20 protein-coding genes are annotated in these 19,383 nt (G+C 42.0%); 1 reads left to right on the top strand and 19 read right to left on the bottom strand.

Features of this window, described 5'->3' with window-relative positions:
- Position 1 precedes the first annotated feature (1 nt).
- From ylxM to pta, 17 genes are all read right to left on the bottom strand, one after another.
- On the bottom strand, positions 2–427 hold the full coding sequence (gene ylxM, locus BUB66_RS01090) for a YlxM family DNA-binding protein (protein ID WP_084098519.1): 426 nt from the start codon (positions 425–427) through the stop codon (positions 2–4).
- Positions 428–435: 8 nt separating this feature from the next.
- Positions 436–1,332: a signal recognition particle-docking protein FtsY gene (gene ftsY, locus BUB66_RS01085; RefSeq protein ID WP_073253353.1), complete on the bottom strand. Its 897-nt coding sequence runs from the start codon at positions 1,330–1,332 to the stop codon at positions 436–438.
- Positions 1,333–1,346: 14 nt separating this feature from the next.
- Positions 1,347–4,907, bottom strand: coding sequence for a chromosome segregation protein SMC (gene smc / locus BUB66_RS01080; RefSeq protein WP_073253350.1), 3,561 nt, complete (start codon positions 4,905–4,907; stop codon positions 1,347–1,349).
- A gap of 128 nt (positions 4,908–5,035) precedes the next feature.
- On the bottom strand, positions 5,036–5,296 hold the full coding sequence (locus BUB66_RS01075; RefSeq protein ID WP_013275863.1) for a stage V sporulation protein S: 261 nt from the start codon (positions 5,294–5,296) through the stop codon (positions 5,036–5,038).
- Between the two features lie 76 nt (positions 5,297–5,372).
- Entirely contained in the window at positions 5,373–6,098 is a 726-nt protein-coding gene (rnc, locus tag BUB66_RS01070; RefSeq protein WP_073253347.1) for a ribonuclease III, read from the bottom strand.
- 21 nt (positions 6,099–6,119) lie between these two features.
- On the bottom strand, positions 6,120–7,364 hold the full coding sequence (fabF, locus tag BUB66_RS01065) for a beta-ketoacyl-ACP synthase II (RefSeq protein ID WP_073253344.1): 1,245 nt from the start codon (positions 7,362–7,364) through the stop codon (positions 6,120–6,122).
- A 73-nt stretch (positions 7,365–7,437) separates the two neighbouring features.
- Positions 7,438–7,671, bottom strand: a complete 234-nt coding sequence (gene acpP, locus BUB66_RS01060) for an acyl carrier protein (RefSeq protein ID WP_073253342.1) — start codon at positions 7,669–7,671, stop codon at positions 7,438–7,440.
- 72 nt (positions 7,672–7,743) lie between these two features.
- On the bottom strand, positions 7,744–8,490 hold the full coding sequence (gene fabG / locus BUB66_RS01055; protein ID WP_073253339.1) for a 3-oxoacyl-[acyl-carrier-protein] reductase: 747 nt from the start codon (positions 8,488–8,490) through the stop codon (positions 7,744–7,746).
- The gene (gene fabD, locus BUB66_RS01050; protein ID WP_073253337.1) at positions 8,490–9,431 is read right to left on the bottom strand and encodes an ACP S-malonyltransferase; all 942 of its coding nucleotides are present in this window, start codon (positions 9,429–9,431) and stop codon (positions 8,490–8,492) included. The genes fabG and fabD overlap by 1 nt, the downstream gene beginning before the upstream one ends.
- A 3-nt stretch (positions 9,432–9,434) precedes the next feature.
- The gene (fabK, locus tag BUB66_RS01045; RefSeq protein ID WP_073253334.1) at positions 9,435–10,379 is read right to left on the bottom strand and encodes an enoyl-[acyl-carrier-protein] reductase FabK; all 945 of its coding nucleotides are present in this window, start codon (positions 10,377–10,379) and stop codon (positions 9,435–9,437) included.
- A gap of 37 nt (positions 10,380–10,416) precedes the next feature.
- Positions 10,417–11,397: a beta-ketoacyl-ACP synthase III gene (locus tag BUB66_RS01040; protein ID WP_073253330.1), complete on the bottom strand. Its 981-nt coding sequence runs from the start codon at positions 11,395–11,397 to the stop codon at positions 10,417–10,419.
- Complete coding sequence (gene plsX / locus BUB66_RS01035) at positions 11,394–12,398, bottom strand: phosphate acyltransferase PlsX (RefSeq protein WP_073253327.1); 1,005 nt, start codon at positions 12,396–12,398, stop codon at positions 11,394–11,396. Before plsX ends, BUB66_RS01040 begins: the two co-directional genes overlap by 4 nt.
- Complete coding sequence (fapR, locus tag BUB66_RS01030; protein WP_073253324.1) at positions 12,395–12,970, bottom strand: transcription factor FapR; 576 nt, start codon at positions 12,968–12,970, stop codon at positions 12,395–12,397. Before fapR ends, plsX begins: the two co-directional genes overlap by 4 nt.
- 155 nt (positions 12,971–13,125) lie before the next feature.
- On the bottom strand, positions 13,126–13,308 hold the full coding sequence (rpmF, locus tag BUB66_RS01025) for a 50S ribosomal protein L32 (protein ID WP_073253321.1): 183 nt from the start codon (positions 13,306–13,308) through the stop codon (positions 13,126–13,128).
- A gap of 12 nt (positions 13,309–13,320) precedes the next feature.
- Positions 13,321–13,839, bottom strand: coding sequence for a YceD family protein (locus tag BUB66_RS01020; RefSeq protein WP_073253318.1), 519 nt, complete (start codon positions 13,837–13,839; stop codon positions 13,321–13,323).
- 67 nt (positions 13,840–13,906) lie between these two features.
- Complete coding sequence (locus BUB66_RS01015; RefSeq protein ID WP_073253315.1) at positions 13,907–15,097, bottom strand: acetate/propionate family kinase; 1,191 nt, start codon at positions 15,095–15,097, stop codon at positions 13,907–13,909.
- Between the two features lie 33 nt (positions 15,098–15,130).
- Positions 15,131–16,129: a phosphate acetyltransferase gene (gene pta / locus BUB66_RS01010; protein WP_073253312.1), complete on the bottom strand. Its 999-nt coding sequence runs from the start codon at positions 16,127–16,129 to the stop codon at positions 15,131–15,133.
- A 188-nt stretch (positions 16,130–16,317) separates the two neighbouring features.
- On the opposite strand from pta, the gene BUB66_RS01005 reads away from it, so the two are divergent.
- On the top strand, positions 16,318–17,571 hold the full coding sequence (locus BUB66_RS01005; RefSeq protein WP_073253310.1) for a nucleotidyltransferase: 1,254 nt from the start codon (positions 16,318–16,320) through the stop codon (positions 17,569–17,571).
- Here the strand turns inward: BUB66_RS01005 and BUB66_RS01000 are convergent.
- The gene (locus tag BUB66_RS01000; RefSeq protein ID WP_244269698.1) at positions 17,566–18,516 is read right to left on the bottom strand and encodes a YlbL family protein; all 951 of its coding nucleotides are present in this window, start codon (positions 18,514–18,516) and stop codon (positions 17,566–17,568) included. The genes BUB66_RS01005 and BUB66_RS01000 overlap by 6 nt on opposite strands.
- A 50-nt stretch (positions 18,517–18,566) precedes the next feature.
- Positions 18,567–19,352 carry a patatin-like phospholipase family protein gene (locus BUB66_RS00995; RefSeq protein ID WP_159431490.1) on the bottom strand — a complete coding sequence of 262 codons (786 nt, stop codon included), beginning with the start codon at positions 19,350–19,352 and terminating at the stop codon, positions 18,567–18,569.
- Between the last annotated feature and the right edge of the window lie 31 nt (positions 19,353–19,383).

The raw sequence follows: 19,383 nt of genomic DNA, 5'->3' as shown, positions 1-19,383 counted from the left end.
ATTATTCACACCCTTCTTTAATTAGCGTCGCGAGTTCATTATAAATTTTTTCCAATTTCGCCTTTCCGTCTCCTATAACAAAGGGTCTTAGTTCTTTTAGAGATTTCAGTATTCTCTCTATATCCTTCGTCATGCTTATAAACCTTTCTACCATGCCCAATTTTTTTTCATACTCTTCCAGTAAAGCGGTTGAACGATTCACTACATCGAACACGTTCTGGCGGGTAACACCGTAATTTTCCGCTATCTCGCTCAAAGACCAGTCATTGAAAAAATGAAGTTCAAAAAACTCCCTTTGCTTCTCGGTTAAAAAAGTCCCGTAAAAATCATATAAGAGACTTATTCTTATCAAGTCCGGCATTTTTTCACCTGTAAAGGTATAAAACTTTACATACCTAATTTTATACAATTCGCTAATTCCCGTCAACAGAAATTTTAAAGTATCGCATCCACAAAGGCCTGCGGGTCAAATTCTTCCAAATCATCTATCCCTTCTCCCACACCGACAAAAAGTACTGGCAGATTCAATTCCGAAGCTATGGCAACGGCTACTCCACCCTTTGCAGTTCCGTCTAGTTTTGTTAGCACAATCCCCGATAAATTGACGGCTTCTTTGAAAATCTTAGCTTGAGTAATGGCATTTTGCCCAGTAGTTGCATCTAATACCAGCAGACTAACTATTCTTGCTTCAGGATATTCCTTTTCGCTGACTCTGTAGAGCTTTTTCAACTCCTCCATCAAATTTTTCTTCGTATGGAGCCTGCCAGCCGTATCGCAGATTATTATATCAGCCCGTCTGGCTTTCCCGGCTTTAATGGCATCAAACAGCACAGCCGCCGGGTCGGATCCTTCTCGATGTTTAACAACATCCACGCCAGCTCTCTGTCCCCAAATAGAAAGCTGTTCAGCAGCAGCAGCCCTAAAAGTGTCGGATGCCGCAAGAATTATCTTTTTGCCCTGAACCTTGAATTTATAGGCCAGCTTCCCTATAGTAGTGGTTTTTCCCACCCCATTAACCCCTACCACGAGGATTATTGTCGGAGGAATTATTTCTAATTTTGCCTCCGGAAATACCTTTATTATTTCTTCTTTTAATGCCTTTTTCAATTCCTCCGGCAAACGTATCTTTTCCGTCTTTACTTTCTCCTTAAGATTCGATAAAAGCTTTTCCGAAGCGCTTACGCCGATGTCGGCGCTGATTAATACCTCTTCAAGTTCTTCTAGCGTATCTTCATCAATTTTTGCAGACAATTTTATAATACCTTCTATCCTTTCCGCCAATTGGTTCCTGGTTTTTACAAGGCTTTGCTTCAATCGTTCAAAAAATCCCATTGCCCTACCCCTTTCTATTCTTCTTCCAATTTAACGGCAATCAATTTAGATACCGCCGTTTCTTCCATGGTTATACCGTAAAGAGCATCAGCCACTTCCATCGTGCCTTTCCTGTGGGTGATTATTATCACCTGGGTATGTTCGGATATCTTTTTCAAATAACGGGTAAATCGATCTATGTTGGCATCGTCTAAGGCTGCCTCTATCTCATCCAAAATACAAAAGGGCGTTGATTTGATATTCAATATAGAAAAAAGCAGTGCTATTGCCGCAAGAGCCCTTTCTCCTCCAGAAAGTAGCGACAGATTTTGCAGTTTTTTCCCGGGCGGCTGGACTGCTATTTCAATACCTGCCTCAAGAGGTTTCGATTCATCCGTCAAAATTAATTCCGCCTTGCCACCCCCGAAAAGCTCGGCAAAGACCTTTTGAAATTCCTCCTTTATCTTTTTGAAGGCTTCCAAAAACATCTCTTCCATAGTTTTTGTCAAATCATCGATAAGATCGTCGAGTTTCCTCTTGGCATCCAAAAGATCATCCCTTTGGACTTTCATAAAGTCGTATCTTGATTTCAAATTTTCGTAATCCTCGATAGCACTCATGTTTACCGCGCCGAGCCTTTCAATTTTATTTTTAATTGAAAAAAGCTCCTCCTTTATTCTTTCGCCATCTGAAGTATTTTGTCTTAAATCCATTGCACTTTTTAAAGAAAGAGAATATCTTTCCTCGAGAGTCTTTACTATATGCTCTACCTCAACCTTTAGCGAAGCCTGCTTTACTTTTGCTTCGCTCAAGGAAACCTCCCTTCTTCTTTCCTCCCTCTCAATATCGGCCAGATTTTTCGCCAAAGCATCTATTTCGTCTTCAAGTTTTGTCTTGTCGTACTCGAGGTTTTCAATGACTTTCTTTAAATCGTCCTGTTCTTGCAATAAGCCTTTTAAACAAATTTCTATTTTGTTTATCTTGCTTGAAGTAGAGGCGATTTCTTGCTCTAGCTTGCCCATAATATTTACTAGTTCATTTTGCTGTTTTTCCCATTCGCTTACATTCTGCTCTAAATTTTGAATCTGATACTTTAAACTCAATTCTTCTTGCTTTAATCCATTCAAAAGTATCCTCAAGTCCTTTACTTCCTTTTCGATAGCCTCCATTGACTTTAACCTTTCCTCTATTTCTCGTTTTAAATTCTCGAGTTTGCGCTCCCGTTCCCTGCTTTCTTCCTCGATAGAATTTCTATCCCTTTCCACTTTATCGATTTCTTGTTCTATCTCTCTTAATTCTTCCTCTATTTGTCTTTTTTCGAGATTTAAAATTTTTTCCCTTTCCTGCCGCTCTCGTAAAAGTCCTTTTTTCCCCGCTATTTCCCTTTCTTGCGCTGCTAGATCAGCATTGCAGGAACTTAGGATTTTTCCTAATTCATCGACGGATTTTTGAGTGTCTCGGATTCCTTCTTCTAATCCAGCAATTTTGTTTTTTAACTCATAAATTTTCGCTTCTTCTTTAATAATTTTCTCCTTAATCTCTTCAAATTCCCTTTTTTTGGTCAAGATAAAACTTGCTTTCTTTATGCTTCCCCCCGTTATTGAACCTCCAGGATTTATTATCTCTCCTTCTAAAGTTACTACTTTAAGGCCAAAATCGGTTTTTTTCGCAATCTCAAGAGCTTTATCCACATCCTCAGCTACTATTACCCTGCCCAACAGATGAATTAAGACCGGCTTGAACTTTTCGTCATAATTTATTAATTCACAGGCTACGCCTAAACAGCCGGTATGATCAAGAATCCACTTTTCATGAGGGGCCAAGATCCTCAGGCGCACTGATGAAAGGGGGAGAAATGTGACACGGCCAAGGTTATACTTTTTTAAGTACTCAATAGCCCTTTTTGCGATTTTTTCGTTTTCACATACCACATTTTGTATTGCTCCTCCTAACGCTGATTCGATAGCAGTTTCAAACCTTTCACTCACTTTTATTATTTCTGCCACAGTACCGTAAATGCCCTCTATGTAAGTCCTCCCAGATCTTAGATGGGAGAGAAGATTTTTTACACCTTGTTGGTAACCTTCATAGTTTTGATTTACTTCTTTCAATATTTTATACTGAGATTTTAATTCGTTATAAGATATAATTTTTTGTTGCAACAACCTGCTGTTCTCATGGTATTCGAAGGTATTTTTTTTCAAATTTCTTTTTTCCAATTCGATTTTTTCGTTGATTTTCTCTATTTTTCTCCTGATATCGGACAGCTTTTTTTCCTCATTCTCCAGTTCCCGCAATGTAAGAGAATTGGCCTCTTTTATGCCTTTCAAATCCTGGTCAATCTGAGTCAAACGCTTCTTAAGATTGCTTTTCATCGCACTTAACCTTACAATGGTATTTTTTGTCTTCGAAGCGGAATTCAGAAAGTCTATCATATCACCTTTTATGTTTTCCATTTCCTGCTGCCTTTCTTTTATACCGCTTTTCAACCTTGCCAACTCTTCTTCCTTTTTTCGCAATTGAATATTATTTTTGTTAATCTCTTTTACCTTTTGCTCTAGTTTTTCTAAATTATCACAGAACTGCTTTTTTGCACCATCCAATTTGGTTTTCAATATATCAAGCTTCTGAGCGGTAACGTCCAATTCTTCTTCCAGCTTTAGCAATCTTTCTTCCTGCCACTTTTTTTCTTTTTCCAGTTCTATTTTCTTTGTCCTTTTATCATAAAACTCTGCTTTAAGTTTTTCGTATTCTCCTTTTATTTTTTGAAGTTCTTCCTTGACTCTAACCATCCTATTTTCTATATATGCTCTTTTATTTTTTATTTCTGACAAGGCAGTTTCCTCTTTTGTTAGCGCTTCCTCTATTTTTATCAATTTTTGACTTATTTTTTCATATTCTATAAGGAGCAAATTAACCTCCAATAACTTTTGCCTTTCCGTCAATTTCTTATATTCCAACGCCTTCATCCTCTGAACATACAACGCATCCACCTGTACTTTTATTTCCGACAAAATGTCGTCTACCCTGGCCAAATTCGCCATTGTTTCTTCGAGCTTTTTTTCCGCCTCTTTTTTCCTTACTTTATGTTTCATAATGCCTGCTGTTTCCTCGAAAATCAGCCTTCTTTCTTCAGGTCTTGCCGTCAAAAATTCATCTACTTCTCCCTGGCTTATTATCGAATAACCGTCTTTCCCTATACCGGTATCCATGAAAAGCTCCTGTATGTCCTTTAACCTGCAAGGAACTTTGTTTAAATAAAATTCGCTTTCTCCCGAACGGAACGTCCTTCGGGTTATGCAAACCTCTGAATATTCCAGGGGAAGAAGATAATCCGAGTTGTCCAGGACTACAGAGACCTCTGCCATACCCATGGGTTTTCTTTTCTGGCTGCCTGCAAAAATGACATCTTCCAATTTTGACCCTCTTAAAGTTTTAATGCTTTGTTCACCCAAAACCCATCTTACAGCATCGGTAATGTTGCTTTTTCCACTGCCATTCGGCCCGATTATGGCGTTGATTCCTGGCTCAAATTCTATTTCCGTCCTGTCCGCAAAAGATTTAAAACCGTGAATTTCAATTTTCTTCAGGTACAAAAAAGGCAAACCTCCTTCTTTCTCTTAGGTTGACCTTTTTACCCTTTTGATTTTACCATACAAACAGGCAAATAAAAATACCTGTCTTAGAAAAGACAGGTATTTCATTCCATCATAACTTCACAATCTTAGCGGGGTTCTACTATAAATTTAATTGCTGTTCTTTCTTCACCATCAATTTCAATCTCTGCAAAAGCAGGCACAGTAACCAAGTCGATACCATTGGGAGCCACAAAACCTCTGGTAATTGCAATTGCCTTTACAGCTTGGTTTACGGCTCCAGCTCCCACCGCCTGAAGCTCAGCTACTCCCTTCTCCCTCAGGACAGCTGCCAGAGCACCAGCAACGGCCTTGGGTTTTGATTGAGCTGATACTTTTAGTACTTCCATTCTACATATACCCCCTTAATTTTTTTTATTTAATATATTCTATAAGTTACACAAAATTCCTTCTAAGATTACAATATCATTTTATTATATTTCTGTTTTTTAAGAATCGTATCGCCGCTTTTGCTGCATCCTGTTCTGCTTCCTTCTTGCTTTTGCCGCATCCTTTTCCCAACACGTTATCCTTCCAGGTAACTTCTACAAAGAAGGTCTTGTCGTGATCTGGTCCTTCCTCTTTTACTACATTATAAGTTATTTTGTCGGGCGATATCCTCTGCAGCATCTCCTGGAGAAAGGTCTTATAATCGTTTGACAATTTACCCGCCTCAGCCTTTGCCACGACGCTTTTAAATTTGTCTTTAATGAAGTTCGAAACAACCTCCATGCCCCTATCAAGGTACATAGCACCTACAAGTGCCTCAAAGGCATCGGCGAGGAGCGATTCTTTTTTTCTGCCCCCGGTAACCTCTTCACCTTTCCCTATTATCAGGTAATCCCCCAAATTCAGCTCGCGTGAAAGCGCTGCCAAGCTCTCTTCACAAACGAGGAGCGCTCGAAATTTCGTCAATTCTCCTTCAGTGTAGTTCGGGTATTCCTTATAAATCCATTCGCTTATTATTAATTCTAACACTGCATCTCCTAAAAATTCAAGTCTTTGGTTATGCACATTATGAGGCAAACCCCTCTCGTAAGCATAAGATGGATGAATCAAAGCTTGGTTTAATATATTCACATTCTCAAAATTTACCCCAAGGATTTCCTCTAGTTTTCTTAATTGTTCTTTCCTTTTTTCATCAATAACCATCATAAAACCTCTTTACAAAAGCTAATCCTGCACTTTTCCTATTAGTATAGTGGCGTTGTGGCCTCCAAATCCCATCGAATTTGAAAGGGCGTAATTTACTTTTCTCTTCATCGAAATATTAGGTACATAGTTCAAATCGCAATCCGGATCTGGTATCTCATAATTTATGGTCGGATGGACTTCGTCAGAATAAACTGTCAACACTGTAGCTATCGCTTCTACGGCTCCAGCAGCTCCCAACAAGTGTCCCGTCATGGATTTTGTAGAGCTAATCAAGAGTTTGTATGCATGTTCCCCGAAGACGCTCTTTATAGCCAGAGTTTCGAATTTGTCATTGAGAGGGGTCGAAGTGCCGTGAGCGTTAATATAATCTACTTCTTCAGGTTTAATCCCGGCGTCTTCTATAGCAGCCAGCATTGCCCTCTTCGTTCCTTCTCCTTCTGGTGCCGGCTGTGTAAGGTGATATGCATCGGCGGTAGCTCCATAGCCCAATATTTCCGCGTAAATAAGGGCACCCCGTTTTTTTGCATGTTCCAATGTTTCCAACACCAATACCCCAGCGCCCTCACCCATTACAAATCCATCCCTTTCTCTATCAAAGGGCCTGCTTGCCTTTGCTGGTTCCTCATTTCTGGTAGAAAGTGCTTTCATTGCAGAAAACCCTGCAAGGGCAAGCGGTGTTACGGGCGCTTCGGCTCCCCCTGCTAGTATAACGTCCGCTTCGCCGTTTTGAAGCATCCTGAACGCTTGGCCAATAGCGGTGGTACCTGAGGCGCAGGCAGTAGTCACAGTAAAATTTGGTCCTTTAAGGTTAAAAAACATTGAAATCTGTCCCGATGCCATATTGGAAATTAGCATAGGTATGAAAAAGGGGCTCACGCGCTTGTTGCCTTTATCCAGCAAAACTCTGTGCTGTTCTTCCCAGGTCTCTATGCCCCCTATGCCGCACCCCATTACCACTCCCATCCTCGTGGTATCGAGCGCTTCGATGTCCAGTCTTGCATCATCTATTGCCATTTTTGCAGCCCCTATGGAAAATTGAGTAAACCTATCAAGCCTTTTTAATTCTTTTTTTTCGATAAATTCTTCCGGGTTATAATCTTTTACTTCCCCAGCAATCCTCGTAGGAAAATCATCGCACTCGAAACGCGTAATATAATCAATGCCTGATTTTCCTTCCAAAAGGGAATTCCAAAACTTATCCTTTCCAGTGCCGACAGGAGAAATGACCCCTAAACCTGTAACAACCACTCTTCGTTTTTCCATTATTATTCTCCTCCAAACCTTGCTGTATTCAAAGTAAGTCCCGCGACGGTATCACGGGACTTACGAATAGACTTTATGAGATACGGTTTTTTATGTAATCAACAGCATCTTGAACGGTTTTTATCTTTTCGGCGTCTTCATCGGGAATTTCTAGGTCAAATTCTTCTTCAAACGCCATGATCAATTCCACGATGTCCAAGGAGTCCGCGCCCAGGTCATCGATAAATGAAGCCTCGGGAACCACTTCATCCTCATCGATGCCCAATTGGTCAGCAATAATCTTCTTTATTTTCTCTAGCACTTCCATCGATTCACCCCCTTCCTATGGAGTGAAATTGTCCTTTCCACCTTACATTAGTGTATTCCTTATTCTAAAATATTATAAAGTGAGACCACCGTCAATAGCGATAATCTGACCTGTTATATAATTTGACTCTTCCGAAGCCAAGAAAACCACCAAATTTGCCACGTCATCAGGCTCGCCCAACCTTCTTAGAGGGATTTTCTCGATAATTGAGGTTTCTTGATTTTTCTCTATTATTTCGGCGGTCATGTCGGTCCTTATAAAGCCAGGTGCTATGGCGTTTACTGTAATCCCCCTGTTGCCCAGCTCTTTTGCTAGCGATTTCGTAAATCCTATTACTCCAGCCTTTGCAGCGGCGTAATTAGCCTGCCCCGGGTTGCCGTAAAGGCCAACCACCGAAGAAATGTTGATTATCCTTCCCCAGCGCTGCTTTACCATATACTTAACCGCATTTTTGGTGGTGTTGAACATGCCTTTCAGGTTGGTGTTTATCACATCGTCCCAGTCTTTTTCGCTCATCCGAAGTATAAGTCCATCCCTTGTTATGCCTGCGTTGTTTACCAATATATCTATCCTGCCAAATTTCTCGTAAATTTCCTCTACCATTCTTGAAGCCTCTTCATAATCTGCTACATCAGCCATAAAGGCTAAGGCTTCGCCATTTAGGCTCTCTATCTCCGACACCACTTTTTTTGCAAGCTCTTCATTTGACTTATAATTTATCACCACTTTTGCGCCAAGCCTAGCTAGTTTAATACTTATGCTTCTCCCTATCCCCCTAGAACCTCCGGTTACCAAACAAACCTTGCCTGACAAATCCATTACCTATTCCCCCTAAAATAGTTCATCACGTTGGCTAGGGACTCAGAATCCTCTACATTTAAGGTAGTAAGGCTTCGGTCGATTTTCTTCACCAAGCCAGAAAGCGCTCTCCCCGGCCCTAATTCCACGAAGGTGTCTACTCCCAATTCTTTCATCTTAATGACACTGTCTTCCCACAGCACCGGCGAGCTGACCTGTTTTATCAAAAGCTCCCTGATAGCCGCCGGGTCCTTTACTATCTCTGCCGTCACGTTAGAAATGACCGGAATTTTGGCCGGCTTTATATTTGTTTTCTCCAGCTCTTTTCCCAGTTTCTCTCCGGCAGGTTTAAGCAGGCTGCAGTGAAAAGGCGCACTGACCGGAAGCATAACCGCCTTTTTAGCCCCTTTTTCTCTTGCTATCTTTAATGCTTTTTCCACGGCCTTTACATGACCCGATACTACAGTCTGGTCGGGGCTGTTGAAATTGGCCGCCTCTACCACTCCTTCATCGGAAGCAAGCTTGCAAACTTCCAGAACCACCCGCCTTTCGAGGCCGATTATAGCCGCCATAGTTCCCTCTCCTAACGGCACAGCTTCCTGCATGTAAATCCCGCGTTTTCTCACTACTCTCACGGCATCCTCAAAGTCCAGAGACTCTGCAGCCACCAGTGCGGAATATTCTCCAAGGCTCAAACCCGCCACCACATCAGGCACTATACCTTCTTCTTTTAATAGAAAATAACATGCCAGGCTATGGGTCAATATGGCCGGTTGAGTATTAGCGGTCTCCTTTAACTTTTCCTCGGGTCCGTAAAAGCATATATCGGAAATTCTATAGCCCAAAGCTTCATCTGCCTTTTTGAAGACATTTTTGGCTCTTTCGAAGTTTTTTACAAGATCCATTCCCATACCTACGTACTGAGCGCCCTGTCCCGCAAACAAGAAAGCCACTTTTCCCATAGATCAATACCTCCACTTTGATACCATATCATCCAGCAGCTTTTTAGCGCCTTCTATGATTTCCTCTATTATTTCCTTCACAGGCTTTATATCGTTTATTAAACCGGCGATTTGTCCTGCCATTAAAGAACCGTATTCCGCATCGCCTTCAACAGCAGCTTTCAGCCTTCCAGTTCCCAATGCTTCGTATTCTTCTTTTTCCGCACCTTTCTTTTCAAGGAGTTCGAACTCCCTCGCCAGCTTGTTTTTCAGCACCCTGACAGGGTGTCCCGTGGGTCTTCCTGTAACTACCGTGCTCCTGTCAGTGGCCCTCAAAACTGCGTTTTTGTAATTTTCGTGGATAGTGCATTCTGCCGAACACAGGAATCTTGTTCCCATCTGTACACCCTTTGCCCCCAGGGCCAAAGCAGCCAGGAACCCCCTGGCATCGGCTATACCTCCGGCTGCTATCACCGGTATCTTTACGGCATCAACTACCTGCGGGACCAGCGCCATAGTAGTTATCTCCCCTATATGGCCACCGCACTCCATCCCCTCAGCTATAACCGCGTCTACGCCCGTTTTCTCGAGTCTTTGGGCCAGCGCCACCGATGCCACCACCGGGATTACTTTCACCCCTGCTTCTTTCAAACGGGGTATGTATTTCCCCGGATTCCCTGCTCCTGTGGTAATTACGGGCACCTTTTCTTCGATTATAACCTCCATTACTTCGTCCACGAAAGGAGACATGAAATACACGTTTACTCCAAAGGGTTTGTCGGTGAGGTTTCTCACCTTTTTTATTTCATGCCTTACTATTTCGGGCGAAGCGTTCCCAGCTCCTATAATGCCCAGTCCTCCCGCATTTGAAGTAGCCGCCGCCAATTCTGCAGTTGCAACCCAGGCCATCCCACCTTGGATTATGGGATATTTAATTCCGAGCAAATCGCATATCTCCGTGTGGAACATCTTACTCCCCCTAATCTTCCAATTTAAACTAAGCATTTTACAAACTCCATTCTATTAGGTTCGCTCCCCATGTAAGGCCAGCTCCAAAACCGACCAGCACCACCTTATCTCCTTTTTTAATTTTTCTCGCTTTATAGGCCTCATAAAGGGCTACCGGTATTGATGCTGCAGACATGTTGCCGTACCTGTCGATGTTCACCATTACTTTTTCTTTTGATATATTGAGCCGTCTCGTTGCTGCCTCGATAATCCTCACATTTGCCTGGTGAGGCACCACAAGGTCTACATCTTGAGGAGTCAAGTTTGCTTTTTCCAAAACTTTTCTTGTAGATTCTTCCATTATCTTGACCGCGAATTTAAAAACTTCATTGCCGTTCATTTTTATAAAATGCTTTCTTCCCTTTACAGTTTCAAAGCTGGCCGGCTCCTTTGAACCCCCGGCAGGGATGAATAACAAATCTTTTCCTCCGCCATCTGCACCCAAGATGCTTTCTAAAATTCCTCCACTTTCAACTGCACTCACCACAGCTGCACCCGCCCCATCGCCAAAGAGAACACAAGTATTCCTGTCCTGCCAGTCAACGATTTTTGAAAGAATTTCCGCGCCAAACACCAAGACGTTGCGGTACATACCACTTGCAACAAACTGGGCAGCTACCGTTAAAGCATATATAAAGCCGGTGCAGCCTGCCGAAAGGTCGAAAGCCGCTGCTCTCGTGGCTTTTATCTCATGCTGTACAATACACGCCGTTGATGGAAACATCATATCTGGAGTAACAGTGGCTCCTATTATCAAATCCAGGTCTTCTGGTTTTACGCCTGCCATTTCGATGGCTTCTCGTGCTGCTTTAGCAGCCAGGTCCGATGTGGCCATATCTTCATCTGCAATTCTTCTAAAAGAAATTCCCGTCCTTTCTCTTATCCATTCATCCGATGTTTCCACCATTTTCTCTAAATCTTGATTTGTCAGAACCCTTTCAGGAACATATGAACCAAGTCCTATTATTCCTGGCCTCATAAAAACTTTATCTCTCCTTCTATTTCCTTTATCGCTTCTTTAAGTTCAAAAAGTATATCATTTTCCACAAACTTCTTTGCAACTTTTATCCCATTAAATATGGCCTTCTGGTCCGATGAGCCATGGCACTTCACGAGAATCCCGTCAAGCCCGAGGAACATTGCCCCGCCGTATTCGGAATAATCCATCTTGGCTTTTACCGCATTAAAAACTGGTTTAATCAGTAAAGCTCCTAGTGCATAAGTAATATTTCTCTTAATCTCATCTTTTAACTGGTCAAGTAAAAAAAATCCCAATCCTTCCACAGTTTTTAGGAAAATGTTTCCGGTAAATCCATCGCAAACCACTACATCGAAATTGCCATCGAAAAAGTCCCTTGGCTCCACATTTCCGCAAAAGTTGATATTTTTAAGCTCTTTCAACATCCCGTAGGCTGCCTTCACAAGACTATTTCCCTTTTCCTCCTCAACACCTATGTTGAGAAGTCCAACCTTGGGACTTTCCACTCCCATAATTTCCCGGTAATAGATGCTACCCATTACGGCAAACTGGACTAAGTTTTTTGGCTTACATTCGCTGTTGGCTCCAATATCTAGTACGAGCGCCGGCTTTTTTCTCGTGGGAAACATCGTCGCGATAGCAGGTCTGTCAATGCCTTCAAACCTCCCTAATGTAAATAACCCACCTGCCATAAGCGCACCGGTGCTTCCCGCCGAGACCATCGCTTTTCCATAACCTTCCTTGAGTAACCTCAATCCTTTTGGAATCGATGCATTTTTTTTGATCCTTATAGCCGCAACTGGCGACTCGTCGTTGTCGATGACCTCTTGGGCGTTCACTATCTCAATTTTCGGGTAATCCCCATCTAAATACAGTTTTATTTTTTCTTCATTCCCGACAAGGACGATGTTAATTCCCAGCTCCTTCGCAGCATTTAAAGCACCTAAAACCACCTCGCCCGGAGCGTGGTCTCCACCCATGGCATCAACGATTATTCTCATACACTCACCCCACCGTCTATTGATACCAAGATGAATTTTCCTCTAAATACTTCTTTTTGCCTATCGTATACTCGGACGAAGACAAAATGCTTGTTTTGCCGCACCCTTGTAACTTCCGCCTTTGCAATAAGTTTTTGTCCTGCAAAAACCGGAGATTTGTACTTTATATTGGCCACCCCAGTAAGAGCCACATTAGCATCTATAACCGCTATAGCTAAAGAATTCGCCTGGGCGAATATAAACTCGCCTCTCACTATCTTTGTTTTTTCAAAAGCCATTTCTTCGGTAGTTTCTAGTATGGAAATTCCTCTTTTGCCCAACTCCAAGTCCACCAGTTCCCCGATAATCTCTTTAATCCCTATGGACTTTACCTTTGCATAATTTTCCTGGGCTACCGCTTTTATCCTCTCTCTGAGCTCCGGAATCCTAAGTTCCATCCGGTCCAACCTAATAGTCTGCACGCTGACTCTAAATTTTTCCGCGAGTTCTTCATCGGTCAAAAAAGGGTCATCAGCCAGCAAATTTTGGAGTTCTTTTTGCCTTTCTTTTTTTGACAACCCTTTCTTTGGCAATACTACCACCTTCACTATCAGTTGCTTTTAACACCAGCTATTAAAAGTATATATTATTTTTTTTTTAATATCAACCCTCTTGCATAAAATAAGTAAAAAAATAAGAGAGAGGAAAATTTGTTTATCCTCCCTCTTTTTTTATTTTAAATTTAAAATTACTCGGCCTCAACTTGGACAACTTGACGTCCTTTATAATACCCGCAATTTGGGCAGACCCTGTGAGGCAATTTCACGTGATGGCAATGAGGACATTCGTTCAAAGATGGTAAAGCTAATTTCCATTGGGCCCTGCGCTTTGCAGTTCTTGCCTTTGAAAACCGGCGCTTTGGATTGGCCACATTCCACACCCCCTACTCACGATTGTTAGAATCTAACAATTTTTCAAGCACCCGCAATCTCGGGTCCACATTCGGCTTCCTGCACCCGCACTCACCAAGGTTTAAATCAGCACCGCAATAAGGACATAATCCTCGGCAATCAGGCGAACATAAAATTTTGCTTGGCAAATTTAATATTATCTCGTTGACTACGGGCGTGCTAAGGTCAATGGTATCTTCTTGTATGAGAAAAACCTCATCCTCGTCAGTATATTTTTCTGGATTTTCACTGAACTTAAAGTTGTAACTGAGTTTTACTTCAAAACATGTCTTTGCAAGACAGCGATAGCATCTGTCCTCGATGGCAGTAGAAATTTCCCCCCACGCCCCAATAAGACCTTTCCCCAAGTTTTCAACTCTCCCGCGCACGCTGACAGGCTTTACAAATACTACGTCTTCTCCCTTAAACTCAACCCGTCCTATCTTTTCTTCCAGTTCGAAATCAAATCCATCGCCTACTTTTTGCTTAATATTTTCAACGGAAAGTCTCAATAATTTTTCACCTCATTTAAAAATCAGCTCATTTTATTATATGAATTTCAAAAAACTATGTCAAGGCCTATATAAGGGCAACAGTATCTCTCGCGATCATTAGTTCTTCATTTGTGGGGATTACCAGAACTTTCGTTTTAGAACCTTCGGCAGAAATATCTACTTCCCTTCCTCTTATATTGTTCTTTTCTTTATCTATTTTAATTCCAAAGTAGTCCATGTCCTCGCATATCATCTTTCTCACTAGCGAAGAATTTTCACCTATGCCTCCCGTAAATACCACAGCATCCAAACCGTTCATGGCAGCCGCATACGCACCTATATATTTTTTGGCCTGATAAGCAAAAACCTTAAGAGCCAGCTTAGCCCTGCGATTCCCTTCTTCGGCTGCTTTTTCTATATCCCTGAAATCACTGCTTACTCCTGAAATGCCCAGCACTCCGCACTTTTTGTTCAGATAATCATTTATTTTTTCTATGGAAACTCCTTCTTTTTCCATTATGAATATGGGCAGGTATGGATCTATGCTTCCGCAGCGAGTTCCCATCGTGATTCCTTCTAATGGCGTAAATCCCATGCTGTTTTCTACTGACTTTCCTCCATCTACAGCCGTTATGCTAGACCCGTTGCCAAGGTGCAGCGTCACCATCTTTAAAGTCTCAATAGGCCGGTTTAACAATGCTGCAGCCCTCATCGAAACATACCTGTGCGACGTGCCGTGAAAACCATATCTCCTCACTGAATATTTTTTATAAAGTTCATAAGGTACACCGTAAATATAAGCATGTTCGGGCATGGTCTGGTGAAAAGCAGTATCGAACACACCAACCATCGGCACATCGGGCAGGAGCTCCCTCACCGCTTCTATACCCCAGATATTTGGCGGGTTGTGTAATGGCGCAAGGTTAATGCATTCTTTTAACGTTTCTATGACTTTATCGTCTATCCTCACCGAACCTGAGAATTTCTCACCACCGTGAACAACCCGGTGCCCTACTGCCGTTATCTCCTTAATGTCTTTAATAACTCCGTATTCTTCGTGCAAAAGAGCATCTATCATCAATTTGACGGCTACTTTGTGGTTTGGAACTTCTGCCTTGATTTCTACTTTATCTTTAGAATAAGGCTGATGCTTCAAGACCGAGCCTTCAAGTCCTATTCTTTCTACCAATCCCTTTGCAAGCACCGACTCGTCTTCCATGTTAAAAAGCTGGTATTTTAGCGAAGAACTGCCGCAGTTAATTACCAGTACCTTCATTCCAAGTTCCTCCTTTAAATTTTTACTTAATTTTTATAAATCTGTGCTGTTAGCCTGCAGTGCTGTAATCGCAGCCACATTCACAATGTCATCCACACTGCATCCGCGGGACAGGTCGTTTATCGGCTTTGCAAGCCCCTGGCTTATTGGGCCAACGGCTTCTGCTTTTGCCAATCTCTGAACGAGCTTGTACCCTATGTTTCCTGCGTTCAAGTCCGGGAAGATCAAAATATTTGCTCTTCCAGCCACAATGCTGTCCGGCGCCTTGGTCTTCGCAACCTTTGGAACCAGTGCCGCATCCGCCTGCAACTCGCCATCAACCTTTAACTCAGGAGCCTTTTCTTTTAGTAACCTCGTAGCTTCAACCACCTTTTCTACCATTTCGTGCTGTGCGCTACCTCTTGTTGAAAAAGAAAGCATCGCAATATAAGGCTCTTCGTCCATGAGCGCTTTCCATGTTCTGGAAGATGCTATGGCTATTTCCGCAAGCTGCCTTGCGTCGGGATTGGGGTTGATAGCACAATCTGCAAAAAGCATTACACCGTTTGCTCCGTATTCGCAGTTCGGCACGACCATCATGAAAGCGCTGGATACCACGCTAACTCTGGGCGCGGTCTTTATCACCTGAAAAGCAGGCCTAAAAACATCGGCCGTCGCCGTTATCGCACCGGCTACCATGCCGTCCACATCATTTGCTTTTACCATCATGGTTCCAAACCATATCGGGTCTTTTACGAGCTCCTCGGCCTTTTCTTCTGTCATACCTTTTTCCTTCCGCAAGTCATAAAGGAGTGCCGCATAGTCCTTTGCCTTAGGCGAAGATGAGGGGTCTATGATTTCTATGCCGGAAATATCGGCCCCCTGCGCTTTTTCTTTAATTTTATCCTCTTTTCCCAGCAAAATCACGTCCGCCAGCTTCTCCCGGCGAATTACGATTGCCGCCTGGACCACCCTTTCATCGTGGCCCTCTGCTAAAACCACCGTCCTTTTTGTCCCTTTGGCCCGTTCCCTTATCTTTTGAATGAGATCCATGACATTTTAACTCCTTTCCTTTAAAATTTTTATTTGGTTCATCAAAGTAGTATCTCCAAAAACAGATAACATGAAAAATAATGCCGAATATCCGAAGGTAGAAATTCTACAAAAAGTACTCTTTTCCTCTATTTGAAAAAAATTCAGTTGTTATATAATAGTAGTAAGCTTTCCGGGAGGTATGCTCGATGAAAATAGTCGGTGTCATTGCTGAATACAATCCTTTTCATAAAGGCCATCTGTATCACTTGAACAAAATACGTTCCGATTTTAAACCTGACGGAATCTTGTGTGCCATGAGCGGTAACTTTGTTCAAAGAGGTGAACCTGCAATTTTTGACAAATGGGCTAGAGCCCAAATGGCCCTTGGCGGCGGAGCCGACCTCGTTTTCGAGATACCCACCTGTTTTGCCTCATCAACGGCAGAAGTGTTTGCAGAAGCTTCTGTGAAACTATTAAATTCTACCGGCCTTGTGAATTATTTGAGTTTCGGAATTGAGGAGTATAAAATAGAGGAGCTCAATATTATCTCCGAGATTCTTTACCAGGAACCTACTGCTTTTAAAATTTTAATAAAGAATTATTTAAAAAAAGGGCTTTCATTCCCCTCTGCCAGAGAGAAAGCTCTGATAGAACTTTTTTCCAGTAGAATTCCCAAAAATGAGCTAAAGCACATATCGGACCTACTAAAAAAGCCTAATTTTATCCTTGCAGTCGAATACGTTAAGGCCATTAAAAGATACAATATGAACATAGAAATATTGCCGATTAAAAGAGAAGGTGCTGGTTACCATGAAAAAGATTTTAATAAGAAATACCCAAGCGCCAGCGCCATAAGAGAATTTCTCAAAAGAAGTCAGGATTTAGAAATTTACGATTTTCTTTCTTCAGCAATTCCCACCCACTGCGTAGAAATAATAAAAAACGAGATCGACAAAGGAAAGGGTCCTGTTTTTTTGGAAAACTTCGAACTTTTGCTTTTAGGGATATTGCGAAGGAGCCTTAAAGAAGAGCTATCGTCTTTTTTCGATATAAATGAAGGCTTAGAAAATCGCATAAAAAAGGCTGCCAAAAAAGTCTCTAGCCTTAATGAATTGATAGGAGCAATAAAATCCAAAAGATATCCCGAGACCAGAGTCCAGAGAATTCTGATCCATATCCTACTAAACATAGAAAAAGAATTGGTTTCAAGCAAAACGCCGCTTTACCTACGGGTTTTGGGATTCTCCAAAAGAGGTCTTGAAATTTTACGGGAAATCAAAAAGCAGAGCGAGTTGCCCGTAATAACCCGCGCTGCCGAACACAAAAAATTACCGGGTATTGCCCGGCGAATGTTCGAAATCGACTTATTAGCTTCTGATATGTACTCACTTGCCATGCCATCAAAAAATAACAGACAAGGAGGGCGCGATTTTAAAATGGAAGTAATTCGTCAGTTATAGCTTCTCAAGATAATCCAGAACATCTTCCAAGGTGTTTACAGGAACTAATTTTATGCCAAGATTGCCAGCTACTCGCATTGCTTCTTCGGCATTATTTTCTGGCACAAAAAATATCTCCGCACCATCTCTTTTTGCCGCAGCAACCTTTTGCACCACACCACCGATTTCCCCTACTCTCTCATCAAGGCTTATGGTGCCAGTTCCAGCAATCTTTTTTCCTTTAGTCAAATCTCCAGGCGTTAACTGATTTAAGATCTCCAAAGCAAACATCACACCTGCGGATGGGCCTCCTATATCGCCCGTATTAATCTTTATATCTACAGGGAGGATAGGTTTCCAATCTAAAGTCGTTATAAAAACTCCTATTATGGGCTTCCCTTTTTCGGTCTTGCTTTCGATAGTTGGAACTACTAGTGACAATTTCTTTCCTTTTCTTACGATTTCCAGATGCACCTTTTCGCCTATTTTGCGTTTGGTAACTAAATTAATCACTTCCTCGGCAAGGTTCACCTTAACGCCGTCAACGGCAGTAATTATATCATCCGGCGATATAATACCTTTAGCAGGGCTATCTTCCATTACTTCTACAACTCTTGCTCCTTTTCCCAAAATCTCAGGCTTATATCCTGCTCGTTTTAAAGCTACAATTTCCGCTATTTTTTGGCTTTCTTCCATCCATTGTTTCATATAATCCATGTATTTTTTCATATCCATATCCGGAGGGATAACTTTTTCTCTTTTTTCGATGTTGACATAAGGATGAAGTACCGCATAAAAAGCTAGAGGTATGTTTAAAGGTCTTGTCGACACCGTAGTCAATAGGAAGGCTCCTTTTTCATCTTTATCACCCTGTTCTACCTCTATAATTTCTTTTAAATCAACCGTCACTCCGGGAGCTACAAGGGTATAATTATTCGCTATATAAAAATTTACAGCAATAAGCACTATTGAGATTACAAGGAGCGAAAAACGCCTCTTCAAAAAAAAATCTCGCCTCACCTTTGTTCGTCCCTTCTTCCTAAAATTGTCAAAATTTGCGGCAGGACAGCTTCGGCAGCCCTAATTCCTTCTTTTATGCACTTTTCCGGCTCGCTGAAAGCAAGGGGATTCACGTTCTCCAAATTTGGAGTTATGAGAACGTCGCAGTCATAATTTTTCAGAAATTGAATCTCTCTTCCCATAACTTCGAATGTCTGGAATATAATATCGTATATATTGCTCAGCGAAGTCCCCGCGCTGAAACCCAATTCAACCCCTATTACCACATCAGCCCCCATTTCGCGTGCCGCACTGCCCGGGACTCTTTCAAGAACCCCTCCGTCTACCAGAACCATCCCATCTGCCATCACAGGGCAAAAAATACCAGGGATAGCTATGCTCGCCCTAACGGCCAGAGCTACATTTCCTTCTTTTAGCAAAACCAGCCTTTTGGATTTCAGGTCGGTAGCCACCACACCCAGCGGTATATTTAGTTCGTCGAAATTCCTATTTTTTGTAAGCAGCCTCAACATCTCTTCTATTTTGTTTCCCGCAATTAATCCGAGCCTTGGAAAAGTGATATCTATAAAGTGCCTCCGTTTAATATGATAAGCCAATGATTCTATATAATTCAAGTTAATTCCCGAAGCATAGAGTGCGCCTATTAAACTGCCTATGCTCGAACCTGTAATTATGTCAATGGGAATTCTATACTTTTCCAATACCTTTAACACGCCGATATGGGCATATCCTTTAGCTGCACCGGCCCCCAGCGCGAGGCCTATTTTAGGCCTTTTCTCCAAATCCTTTCTCATCCCTTCCTTATGAAGAATA

Origin of the sequence: Caldanaerovirga acetigignens, assembly GCF_900142995.1 — a bacterium.
Taxonomy (GTDB): Bacteria; Bacillota; Thermosediminibacteria; order Thermosediminibacterales; family Thermosediminibacteraceae; genus Fervidicola; species Fervidicola acetigignens.
This window is presented reverse-complemented; position numbering and strand designations above follow the sequence as displayed.

Bases quoted from the DNA above. Each gene is read 5' to 3' on its own strand.
- ftsY (WP_073253353.1), bottom strand. From the start codon at position 1,332: ATGGGATTTTTTGAACGATTGAAGCAAAGCCTTGTAAAAACCAGGAAC.
- BUB66_RS01075 (WP_013275863.1), bottom strand. From the start codon at position 5,296: ATGGAAGTACTAAAAGTATCAGCTCAATCAAAACCCAAGGCCGTTGCT.
- rnc (WP_073253347.1), bottom strand. From the start codon at position 6,098: ATGGTTATTGATGAAAAAAGGAAAGAACAATTAAGAAAACTAGAGGAA.
- fabF (WP_073253344.1), bottom strand. From the start codon at position 7,364: ATGGAAAAACGAAGAGTGGTTGTTACAGGTTTAGGGGTCATTTCTCCT.
- acpP (WP_073253342.1), bottom strand. From the start codon at position 7,671: ATGGAAGTGCTAGAGAAAATAAAGAAGATTATTGCTGACCAATTGGGC.
- fabG (WP_073253339.1), bottom strand. From the start codon at position 8,490: ATGGATTTGTCAGGCAAGGTTTGTTTGGTAACCGGAGGTTCTAGGGGG.
- fabD (WP_073253337.1), bottom strand. From the start codon at position 9,431: ATGGGAAAAGTGGCTTTCTTGTTTGCGGGACAGGGCGCTCAGTACGTA.
- fabK (WP_073253334.1), bottom strand. From the start codon at position 10,379: ATGTTCCACACGGAGATATGCGATTTGCTCGGAATTAAATATCCCATA.
- BUB66_RS01040 (WP_073253330.1), bottom strand. From the start codon at position 11,397: ATGAGGCCAGGAATAATAGGACTTGGTTCATATGTTCCTGAAAGGGTT.
- plsX (WP_073253327.1), bottom strand. From the start codon at position 12,398: ATGAGAATAATCGTTGATGCCATGGGTGGAGACCACGCTCCGGGCGAG.
- BUB66_RS01015 (WP_073253315.1), bottom strand. From the start codon at position 15,097: ATGAAGGTACTGGTAATTAACTGCGGCAGTTCTTCGCTAAAATACCAG.
- pta (WP_073253312.1), bottom strand. From the start codon at position 16,129: ATGGATCTCATTCAAAAGATAAGGGAACGGGCCAAAGGGACAAAAAGG.
- BUB66_RS01005 (WP_073253310.1), top strand. From the start codon at position 16,318: ATGAAAATAGTCGGTGTCATTGCTGAATACAATCCTTTTCATAAAGGC.